Source organism: Embleya sp. NPDC005971 (assembly GCF_040629175.1).
Classification (GTDB): Bacteria; Actinomycetota; Actinomycetes; order Streptomycetales; family Streptomycetaceae; genus Embleya.
Map to the genome: position 1 here is coordinate 108967 of NZ_JBEXUX010000012.1, position 11512 is coordinate 120478.

Genomic DNA, 11512 nt, shown 5'->3' on the forward strand with positions numbered 1-11512 from the left:
GCGGCGCGGCGCGCGTCAGTCGGCGTCCGGTTCACTGACGCCGTGCCGGCGGGCGAGGTCGATGAACAGGCGGGCGGAGCGCTCTCGGGCGTCTTCTCGGCAGAGCAGAATGATGCCGCGGCGCAGGGGCGGGTCGAGGGAGCGGATGCAGGCGGATTCGCCGAAGACGTCCTGTGCCACGTCGCGGTACCACAGCAGCGATCCCTCGCCGTTGAGGACCCCGGCGACCCAGTTGACCCGGTCGTCGTGTTCGCAGCCGGCGATCGGTCGGACGCCCATCTCGGCGAACATCGCCTCGAACTGGGAGCGGCGCTCGGTACCGCGTCTGGGCAGCACCATCCGCAGGCCGTCCAGCGCGGACCACGGCACCGGGTCGGGCAGCCGGGTGTCGAGTGGCGACACGAGCACCACCTCCGCCGCGGCGAGCCGGTAGGTGCGCAGGTCGCCGGGCCCGGGCGCGTCGGCCACCCCGATCGCGGCGGTGCCCGCGCGGACCGCGTTGAGCACTCCCCCGCGCCCGTCGTACCGGGTCACCTCGATCGGCGCCTCCGGGTGCTCGGCGGCGAACATCGAGACCATCCGGGCGACATGGCCGATCGCGAGGGTGGCGGTGGTGGCCACGGTCAGTGGGGGCTCGGTGACCGGGCCGGCCACCCGGCCGATGTCCTCGATCGCGCCGACGGCGTCCAGCACGGTACGGGCGATCCGCACCACCCGGGAGCCCTCGGCGGTCAGTCCCACCGTCCGGCCCTCGCGGACGAACAGCTCGGCGTCCAGCTCGTGTTCGAGGGCCTTGAGCGCCCGGGACAGGGCGGACTGGGCGACGTAGAGGGCTTCCGCGGCGGCGGTCATGGTGCCGAAGTTGGCGACGGCGACGAGGTAGCGGAGCTGCTGGAGGGTCACGCGCCGCACCATAACGGTCACGCCACCCATGCCGGCAGGGTCATAAAACGGGTAATTCACCGCCGGCGCCCGGGGGATCGCTCCACTCGGGCGGATCACGCGGGCATCGGTATATGCCGTGCGGGCAAGGTTCGGCGTCGCGCCGGCCGTGATCCGGGGCCGATCGGGCCGTGTGCCGACTGGGCAGAGCGGCCCCGGGGGATTTTCGCCGGAGCTTTCGCGCGGCGGGCCCGCGACCGGTTCGTCGTTGACACCTCGATGCCCGAAACCGACTATACGGCGCAGTGATTCGGCTGCGGGCGATATTCCGATTTCGCACCGCTTTCGAGCGTTTGACAATTCCTGACTTGGATACGTCCCGACATCGGCATCGATGCGGCGATTTCTCGTGCCCGGAACCGAAGTTCCCGAAAGCGTGGCGCCCGGTATCGCCTTCGCGCGCCCTTCGCACCGCACCGTTCGTCCCGCCGCACGGTTTCCCGGATGGAGGCACTCCCCCATGACGTCGCAGTCCCCGCGTCGCGATCAGGTCCTCGCAGTGAGCCCGCTGGGTCGTCCCAACGCCCGACTCGTGATCGCCGCGCATCGGGCCGGCGCGCTCGGGGTGCTCGACCTCGGCCGCGAGCGCGACGCGGCGCTCGACGCGTTGACCGAGGCATCCGCCTTGTCGTCCTTCGGTGTTCGGGTGCCGGTGGGTTGTCCGCTGAGTCCGGACGAGTTGCCCTCCCGGGTGCGGGTGGTGCTCCTGGCGCCGGACGCGCCGTGGCCCCTCGCCGCCGCCGGGCCGGGGCGGCGGGTCCTGGTCGAGGTCACCTGCGTCGAGCAGGCCCGTGCGGCGGTCGCCGCCGGGGCTGCGGGAGTGGTCGCGCGCGGCGCGGAGAGCGGTGGTCGATGCGGCGAGTTGACCACCTTCGTACTGCTTCAGCAGTTGCTCGCGGACGAGAGTGTTCCGGTGCCGGTCTGGGCGGCCGGTGGCATCGGTCCGCACACCGCCGCCGCGGCGGTCGCGGGCGGTGCCGCCGGCGTGCTGCTGGACACCCAACTGGCCCTGGTCGCGGAGAGCACCCTGCCCGCCGACGTCGCAGCGGCCGTGCGGGCGATGGACGGCAGCGAGACGGTCGTGCTCCGCGGGCATCGGGTCTACCGGCGGCCCGACCTGCCGATCGCGGAACTGGCCGAGCAGGCCGCCGACCTCGGCGCCGCACTGGGTGCGAGCGGGCTGCACCGCGAGTTGTTGCCGGTCGGCCAGGACGGCGCGTCGGCCGCCCGGCTCGCGGACCGGTACGGCACCGCCGGTCGGGTGTTGCGCGCGGTGCGCGAGGCGATCGTGGACCAGGTGGCCTCGGCCGCCCGGCACGGAGTGGGGCCGCGGCCGGCGCAGGGGCCGATGACGCGGGTGAGCGACCGGGCCGCGTTCGCGCACGCGGTGGCCCGGGAGGGCGGGTTGCCGTTCCTGGCGTTGTCGCTGCTGCGCGGCCCGCAGGTGGGCGCGCTGCTCGGCGAGACCGCCGCGCTGCTCGGCGACCTGCCGTGGGGGGTGGGCCTGCTCGACTTCGCGCCGCCCGAGCTGCGCGAGGAGCAACTGGCCGCGGTGCTCGCGGCGCGCCCGCCGTACGCGCTGATCGCGGGTGGTCGGCCGGATCGGGCGGCGCCGTTGGAGGCCGCCGGGATCCGTACCTATCTGCATGTGCCCTCCCCCGGTTTGTTGACCCAGTTCCTGCGGGAGGGCGCCCGGCGGTTCGTCTTCGAGGGCACCGAATGTGGTGGCCATGTCGGGCCGCGCGCGAGTTTCCCGCTGTGGGAGGCACAGCTCGACGAATTGCTGACCTTCGCCGAACGACACACGGACGCGGGCGAGTTGGACCTGTTGTTCGCGGGTGGGATCCACGACGCGCGCTCGGCCGCGATGGTGGCCGCCGCGGCGGCGCCCCTGGTCGATCGCGGTGCGTCGGTGGGCGTGTTGATGGGGACCGCGTACCTGTTCACCCGCGAGGCGGTGGACAGCGGCGCGATCGTGCCCGGCTTCCAGGCGGCGGCGGTCGAGTGTGCCTCGACCGCGCTCGTGCAGACCGCGCCCGGGCATGCCACCCGCTGTGCGGGCACGCCGTTCGTGGCCGCGTTCGAGGCCGCCCGGCGCGATCTGGAGGCGCGTGGCCTGCCGTCCCGGCAGGTCTGGGCCGAGTTGGAGCAGCTCAACCTCGGTCGGTTGCGGATCGCCGGCAAGGGGCTGCGGCGCGAGGGCGACGCCCTGGTCGAGGTGGACGCGGACGCGCAGCGCCGGGACGGGATGTTCATGCTGGGCCAGGCCGCGGTGTTGCGGTCCGCGCCGACCGATGTCGCCACACTGCACCGCGAGGTCACCATCGAGGCGGCCGCGTGGCTGGCCCGCAGGGTGCGCGAGCTGGGCGGGCCGGCCCGACCCGTTGCGGCCGGACCGCAGGATGTCGCCATCGTGGGCATGGCCTGTGTCCTGCCGGGCGCACCGGATCTGGCCGGTTACTGGCGCAACATCCTGGCCGGCGTCGACGCGGTGACCGAGGTGCCGCACGACCGCTGGGACGTGGACCGCTACTTCGCGGCCGACGCCGACCCGGGCGCGACCGCTCGCGGCTCGGTTCGCGGTGCCGCCCCCGGCGCGGTCCCGCCCGGGCGCACGCCGTCCAAGTGGGGCGGGTTCGTGCCCGCGATCGGATTCGACGCCACCGGGTACGGGATCCCGCCCGCCTCGCTGGCGGCGATCGATCCGGCCCAACTGCTCGCGCTGCACGTCGCGTCGGGGGCGCTGGCGGATGCCGGCTACGGACCGGGTCGGGCCTTCGCCCGGGAGCGCACCTCGGTGATCTTCGGCGCCGAGGCGGGCGCGGACCTGGCCGGCGCGTACGGCTTCCGCGCGTTGTTCCCGGGCTACTACGGTGCGCTTCCCGCCGATCTGGACCGGCAACTGCCGACCCCCACCGAGGACTCCTTTCCCGGCGTGCTGGCCAACGTGATCGCCGGCCGGATCGCCAACCGGCTCGATCTGGGCGGGGTCAACTACACCGTGGACGCCGCGTGTGCGGCCTCGCTGGCCGCGCTGGACCTGGCCTGCAAGGAGTTGAACACCGGCTCCAGCGATCTGGTGTTGTGCGGCGGCGTGGACACGCACAACGGGATCAACGACTTCCTGATGTTCTCCTCGGTGCGCGCCCTGTCGCCGACCGGGCGTTGCGCCACGTTCGACGCGGACGCGGACGGGATCGCGCTGGGCGAGGGCGCGGTGTGTGTGCTGCTCAAGCGACTGGCGGACGCCGAGCGCGACGGCGATCGGGTGTACGCGGTGGTCAAGGGCGTCGGCGGGTCCAGCGACGGCCGTTCGCTCGGGTTGACCGCGCCGCGCCCCGAGGGCCAGCGGCGGGCGCTGGAACGCGCGTATCGGGCGGCGGGCGTATCGCCGGCCCGGGTCGGCCTGGTCGAGGCGCACGGTACCGGCACGGTGGTCGGCGACCGGGCCGAACTGGACACCCTCACCGCGGTGTTCACCGAGCACGGCGCGACCCCCGGCGACTGTGCGGTGGGCTCGGTGAAATCCCAGATCGGGCACACCAAGTGTGCGGCGGGCCTGGCCGGCCTGGCCAAGGCCGCGCTCGCGGTGCACTTCGGGGTGCGCCCGCCGACCCTGCATCTGCGCCGACCGTCGGACCCGGGGCCGTTCGTGTTCGACGACCGGGCCCGGCCGTGGCCCACGCCGATCACCGAACGCATCGCGGGGGTGAGTGCGTTCGGGTTCGGCGGCACCAATTTCCACGCCGTGCTGGCCGGTTCGGAGCTGTCCGGGGTGGGCGGGCCGGGGGGCGCGGACGCCGCGTGGCCGGCCGAGTTGTTCTGCTTCCGGGGCGCGGACCGTGCGGCGGCGCACGCGGCGCTGGACCGGGTCGCCGACCGGCTGGACGCGGCCGAGGACCTGCCGCTGCGCGGCCTGGCGGCGCTCGCCGCCGGGGAAGGCGCCGACGAAGTCCCGGTCTGGGTCGCCTTCGTCGCGAGCGATCACGCCGATCTGCGGATCAAGCTGACGCTGGCCCGGGCGGGTGCGGTCGATCCCGCCGGCGAGATCTTCCACCGGGGGGCGGAGGTGGGCGGGCAGGTGGCGTTCCTGTATCCCGGACAGGGCAGTCAGCGGCCCGGGATGCTCGCCGATCTGTTCGCCCGTTTCCCCGAACTGTGCGACGGGCTGCGGGACATCGACCCGGAGTGTGTGCGGGCCATGTTCCCGCCGGCCGCGTTCGGCACCGAGGCCCGGGCCGAGCAGGCGGCCCGGATCACCGACACCCGCCGCGCGCAGCCCGCGCTCGGGGTGGCCGCCGTCGCGCTGACCCGGCTGCTCGACCGGTTCGGGGTGTGGCCGGACCAGGTCGCCGGGCACAGCTACGGCGAGTTGGCCGCGCTGTGGTCGGCGGGCGTGTTGGCCACCCGGGACCTGGCTCGGCTCGGCGAGGTGCGGGCGGCCGCGGTGCTGGCCGCCGCCGGCAGCGAACCGGGCGCGATGGCGGCGGTACCGGCCGGCGCGGACCGGGTGGCCGAACTGCTGGCCGGCATCGGCGGCGTCGTACTCGCCAATCGCAACACGCCGACGCAGACCGTCGTATCGGGCCCCGAGGCGGCCCTGGCGGCGGCGATCGCGGCACTGGCGGCGGCCGGGCTGTCCGCACGCCGACTGCCGGTGGCGTGCGCGTTCCACAGCCCCGTGGTCGCGGCGGCGGCCGACACCCTCACGGCCGCCGTCGCCGACCTGGACGTGCGGGTGCCCAGGATCCCGGTGTGGTCCAACGCCACCGCCGAGCGCTATCCGGACGCGGCCGCCGAGGTGCGCGCGTTGATCGCCCGGCAGGTGGCCGAGCCGGTGCGCTTCGCCGAGCAGATCGAGGCGATGTACGCGGCGGGCGTGCGGATCTTCGTCGAGGCAGGGCCGGGTCGGGCGCTGACCGGCATGGTCCGGACGATCCTGGGCGACCGGCCGCACACCGCGGTGGCCTGCGACGTGCCGGGCGAGGACGGGGTGCGCCGGCTGCTCACCGCACTGGCCGAACTCGCGGTCGCCGGCGTGCCGGTGCGGGTCGCGGGCGGCCTGGCCGGTCGGGTACGGCCGGTGGACGTCGAGCCGGGCACCCGCCCGGCCTGGACCGTGGACGGCCACCTGGTGCGTACCGCCGACGGCAGGCCGGTGGCGGGCGGGCTGCATCCGGCGACCCCGGTGGCCGCCCTGTCGACCGCCGGCTCGGCGGGTGCGGCTGGGGCGCCGGCCGGGGACGCGCGGGACGCGGTGTTGCTCGAATACCTGGCCGGCGCCCGGGCCGCGGTCGCCGCCCAGCGCGAAGTACTGCTGGGCTACCTGGGCGTGCCGGGCGGGGTGCCGGAGGCGCCGGTTGTTGCGCCCGGGGCGGTGGCGGCGGGAGTTTCGCTCGGGGTGGGGCCGGGTTCCGTGACGGGGGCGACTTCGGTGGCCGGGGCGGGTGCTGTGGCCGGGCCCGGGGCCGTCGCGGCGGTCGTCCCGGTCGAGGAGCCGGGTGGGCCGCTCACCCGCGAGCACGTGTTGGCCGTGGTCCTCGACATCGTGGGTACACGGACCGGTTATCCCGAGGACATGCTCGATCCGGCGCTGGATCTGGAGGCGGATCTGTCCGTCGACTCGATCAAGCGCACCGAAATCATCGGCGAACTGGCCTTGCGGCTGCGGCTGACGGGGGCAGTCGGGGAGTCGGGGGTGCTCGGTGCGGCGGGGGACGCCGACGAGACGGTGATCGAGCGGCTGGCGAAGGTCAAGACGATCGACGCGATCGTGGCCGGGGTGCTGGCGGTCGACGCGGGGGCGGGCTCGGAGCCCGGCTCCGGTTCCGGCTCGGGGCCGGGCTCGGGGTCGGACTTGGGCTCGGGTTTCGGTTCCGGGTCGGACTCGGACTCGGACTCGGACTCGGGTTCCGGCTCGGGGCCGGTCCTGGGTTCCGGCTCGGGTTCGGGGGCCGGCTCGGGCGAACAGGTCGTGCCGGAGCCGCCGATCGAGCCGGTTGCCGACCGGCCCACGCGGCATCTGGTCGAGTGTGTTCCGATCGACGACCCGGTGCCCGCGGGCGAATCCGACCCACCCATCGGCGAGGCGTTGCGTGGTCGCCGGGTGGTCCTGGTCGAGGACGGCGGCGGAATCGCCTGGGCGCTGGCCGACCTGCTCGCGCCGCACGGCGTCGTGGTCGAGACGCACGCCCGGGACCGGGCCGAACCGGGGGACGATCGGCCGGACCCGGCGTGGTCGCAGGTCGACACGCTGGTGCACCTGGCCGCACTCGCCGACGGCCCGGACCCGATCCTCCCGGACGCCTTCGCGCTGCTGCGGGACGCGCTGGTGGGCGGCGTACGGCAGGTGTTCCTCGGCACCCCCGGCGGCGGCCACTTCGGCCGGGCGCCGGCCGCCGCCGGGCCCGATCCGGTGCCGGGCGCGGGCCTGGCCGGGTTCGCCCGGTCCGCCGCCCTGGAGTATCCGGACCGGGTGCTGCGCGTAGTGGACGTGGATCCCAAGGAGGAACCGGCCCGCATCGCCCGGCGGCTCCTGGCCGAACTGGTCCGCACCGCAGGCCGGCCCGAGCCCGATGCGCCGGTGCTGCTCGGCCTGTCCGGCGACCGTCGGCTGACCCTGCGCACCCGCCCGGTGCCGCTCCCGGACCTGTCGCCCGCCGACCGGGACGCCCGATTGCGCGAGCGGATCGGGCCGGACGCCGTGGTACTGCTGACCGGTGGGGCACGCGGCATCACCGCCCGGGCCGCCATCGGCCTGGCCCGTGCCACCGGGTGCCACATCGAGTTGCTCGGTCGTACCGGTGACGACGGCGACCCGGAGCCCGCCGCGCTCGCCGAGGCGACCGACGTCCCCACGCTCCGGGCCGCGTTGATCGCGACCGGGATGCGCGAGCCGGCCCGGATCGAGGCCGAGCTGACCCGGGTACTCGGTCGCCGCCAAGTCCGGGCGACACTCGCCGAGTTGGCCGAACACGCGGCGTCGGTCCGGCTGCACGTCGCCGATGTCACCGACGCCGACGCGGTCCGCCGGACCCTGACCGGGATCGCCGAGCGACACGGCAGGCTGGACGGGATCGTGCACGGCGCCGGTGTACTGGCCGATCGGCTGCTCGCGGACAAGACCGCCGAGTCCTGCTGGCAGGTATTCGCCACCAAGGTGACCGGGGCACGGGCGCTGGTGGCCGCTCTGCGCACGCTGCGGCCGACGTTGGCACCACCGGCGTTCCTGGTCATGTTCGGCAGCGTCGCGGGGGTGTACGGCAATCGGGGACAGACCGACTACGCCGCCGCCAACGACGCGCTGGCCACGTTGGGTCGGCACTGGTCGTCGGGGTCCGAGGACACCATCGCGCCGGTCGCGGAGCGGGTACTGACCATCGACTGGGGTCCCTGGGCGGCAAGCGGCGGCGGCATGGTCACACCGGAGTTGGCCCGCGAGTACGGCCGACGCGGCATCGCATTGATCGACCCCGAGCACGGCGTCCGGGCACTGCTCGACGAACTGATCTCGGGCCGGGACGAACAGGCCGTCTACGTATGCCTGCCGGCCTCCGAGTCGGCGCAGACCCCGACGCCCGGATCGACGCACGAGTCGATGTGGGAGTCGGAGCGCGGGTCGGTGTCCGGATGAGCGCCCGGATCGGGGGGCGCGGGCCTCGGCCCGACGATGCGGCGATCGTCGGGATGGGTGCGATCTTCCCGGGCGCGGCCGACCCGGGCGGCTTCTGGCGGTTGATCGAGTCCGGCGGCGACGCGATCACCGAGGTGCCGGCGAATCGCTGGGACCCGGCGCTCTACTACGCGCCGGGCACGGCCGGCGAGCCCGCCCGCAGCGACCGGTTCTACTGCCGGCGCGGCGGCTTCGTGGACGACCTGGCCACGTTCGACCCGGTGCGCTTCGGCATCATGCCCGCCGTGGTCGCCGGCGCCGAACCGGACCAACTGCTCGCGCTGCGGGCGGGCGCCGAGGCGATCGCCGACGCGGGCGGCGAGGCCCGGCTGCCGGACCGGTCCCGAGTCGGGGTGATCTTCGGTCGCGGCGGCTACATGGGCGTGGCCACCGCCCGGCTCGACCAACGGGTCCGCACCGCGCATCAACTCACCGCGCTGTTGGCCGAGTTGGCGCCCGAGCTGGGCCGGGCCAGGTTGACCGCGATCCGGGCGGCATTCCAGGACTCGCTCGGCCCCGAGCGGCCCGAAGCTTCGATCGGCCTGGTGCCGAGCTTCACCGCGTCCCGGATCGCCAATCGGCTCGACCTGGGCGGCCCGGCCTACACCCTGGACGCGGCCTGCGCGACCTCGCTGCTCGCGCTGGACCAGGCCGCCGCCGAGTTGCGTTCCGGACGCTGCGACGCGGTGCTCGCGGGCGCCGTGCACCACTGCCACATCGCGACGTTGTGGAGCGTGTTCACCCAGTTGCGCGCGCTCAGTGCGAGCGAGCGGATCCGGCCGTTCGACCGGGCGGCGGACGGCACGCTGATCTCCGAGGGCACCGGTGCGGTGTTGCTCAAGCGGTTCGCCGACGCCGAACGCGACGGCGACCGGGTGTACGCGGTGGTCCGTGCTGTCGGGGTCTCCAGTGACGGCCGGGCGGCGAGTCTGCTCAGCCCGCTGGTCGACGGACAGGTCAGGGCGCTGGAACAGGCTTGGCGGGTAGCCGAGTTGGATCCGACCGTACCCGGCCTGCTGGGTCTGCTGGAGGCGCACGGGACCGGCACGCCGGTCGGCGACGAGGCGGAACTGACCACGCTGGGCAAGGTCTTCGGGCCACGCTCGGGCAACAGCCCGGCCGATGTCGCGCTGGGCACGGTCAAGTCCAACATCGGCCACACCATGCAGGCCTCCGGAATGGCGGGCCTGATCAAGGCCACCCTCGCCCTGCATCACCGCACGCTCCCGCCGACCCTGCACGTGCGGAACCCGCATCCGGCCTTCACCGGCACCCGGATGCGTCCGCAGGACCACGCCGAGTCCTGGCCGGTCAACCCGGCGGGCAGCCGGCTCGCGGCGATCAACGCGTTCGGCTTCGGCGGCGTCAACGCCCACGCCGTACTCGAACAGCCGCCCACGGGAACGGCGGTCGCACTGCCGGCCGAACCGGCCCGCGCACTCGCGCCGGCGATCGAGTCGGCCCGGACGGTCATACCGCCTGCCGGATCGGCCCGGGCGGTCACGCGGTCCGCCGAGTCGGGGCGTGGGGTCGGGCCGACCGCCGAGTCGGGCCGGGGGGTCGAGTCCGACGTGTTGACGCTGGCGGCCGGGTCGGTGGCCGAGTTGGGTCGGATGCTTGCCGAGGTTGCGGCCGGCCGGGCGGCGCCGGTGCCGCCCGGCACCGGGCCGTGTCGGCTCGCGGTCGCGAATCCGACGCGGAAGCGGCTCGCGTTGGCCGCGCGTGCGGTCGAGCGCGGTGTGCCGTGGCGCGGCCGGGCCGAGATCTGGTTCACCCCGCGCCCGTTGCTGGGCCCGTACACGCCGAATCCCGGCCGGGTCGCGTTCCTGTTTCCCGGTCTGGAGCCGGAGATCTCACCGCGGCTGGACGACCTGGCCGACGCGTGCGGCCGGCCCCGACCCGAGCTGACCGGCGCCGAGGACCTGGTCGGCCGTGCGGTGGACGCGCTGACGGCGGGCCGCTTCCTGGCGGCCGAGTGGGAACGTGCCGGTCTGGTCCCCGATCTGCTGGCCGGGCACAGCATGGGCGAGTGGACCGCGATGGTGGTGGCCGGGATGTACCCGCGCGCTGCGGTGGACGGCTTCCTGTCCTCGCTGAGGCCGGATTCGCTGGCCGTTCCGGACCTGGTCTATGCGGCGGTGGGCTGCGGGGTGGCGGTCGCCCGACGCCATCTCGTCGGCGCCGACTCGGTGGTGGTCTCACACGACAACTGCCCGAACCAGAGCGTGTTGTGCGGTCCGGCCGAAGCGGTCTCCGAAGTGCTGGGCCGGTTGCGCCGGGAGTGCGTCGTGGGTGGCGAGCTGCCGTTCCGCTCCGGATTCCACACCCCGATGTGGGCGCCCTACCTCGGGCAGGTCGCCGACGCGTTCGAGCAACTCCCGCTGCGGGAACCTCGGATGCCGGTGTGGTCGGCGACCGGCATCGCGCCCTATCCGACAAAAGCGGCAGCCGTCCGCGAATTGACCGTGCGTCATCTTCTGGAGCCGGTCCGGTTCCGGGAGTTGATCGAGGAGCTGTACGCGCAGGGTGTGCGGGTGTTCGTCCAGCCGGGTGCGGGCAGCCTGGTCGGCTTCGTGCACGACACGCTGCGCGGCTGCGACGCGCTGGCCGTCGCCGCGCACTCGACGCTGCGGCCGGGCCTGGCGGGCTTCCGTCGCGCCACGGCGGCGCTGTGGGTGGAAGGGACGGCAATCGACCCGGCCGGGCCGACGGACCCACGTACGTCCGCGATCGAGGTGACCGACCGGGCAGGCACGCATGCGCCCACGAACCACTCGACCGGCCCCGCGAGCACGGATCCGTCCACGAACCACTCGACCGGCCCCGCGAGCACGGATCCGTCCACGAACCACTCGACCGGCCCCGCGAGCACGGATCCGTCCACGAACCACTCGACCG

At 74.5% G+C, this 11512-nt stretch carries 3 protein-coding genes; 2 read left to right on the forward strand and 1 reads right to left on the reverse strand.

Features of this window, described 5'->3' with window-relative positions:
- Nucleotides 1-15: 15 nt before the first annotated feature.
- On the reverse strand, nt 16-903 hold the full coding sequence (locus ABZ374_RS13655) for a LysR family transcriptional regulator (protein WP_360310358.1): 888 nt from the start codon (nt 901-903) through the stop codon (nt 16-18).
- A 499-nt stretch (nt 904-1402) separates the two neighbouring features.
- On the opposite strand from ABZ374_RS13655, the gene ABZ374_RS13660 reads away from it, so the two are divergent.
- Together ABZ374_RS13660 and ABZ374_RS13665 are read left to right on the forward strand one after the other, a co-directional pair.
- Nucleotides 1403-8575 (forward strand): SDR family NAD(P)-dependent oxidoreductase, encoded by a 7173-nt coding sequence (locus tag ABZ374_RS13660; protein ID WP_360310360.1) that lies wholly within the window; start codon nt 1403-1405, stop codon nt 8573-8575.
- A gap of 53 nt (nt 8576-8628) precedes the next feature.
- Nucleotides 8629-11512: beta-ketoacyl synthase N-terminal-like domain-containing protein (locus ABZ374_RS13665; RefSeq protein WP_360310362.1), on the forward strand; the 2884-nt coding region annotated here is incomplete at its 3' end.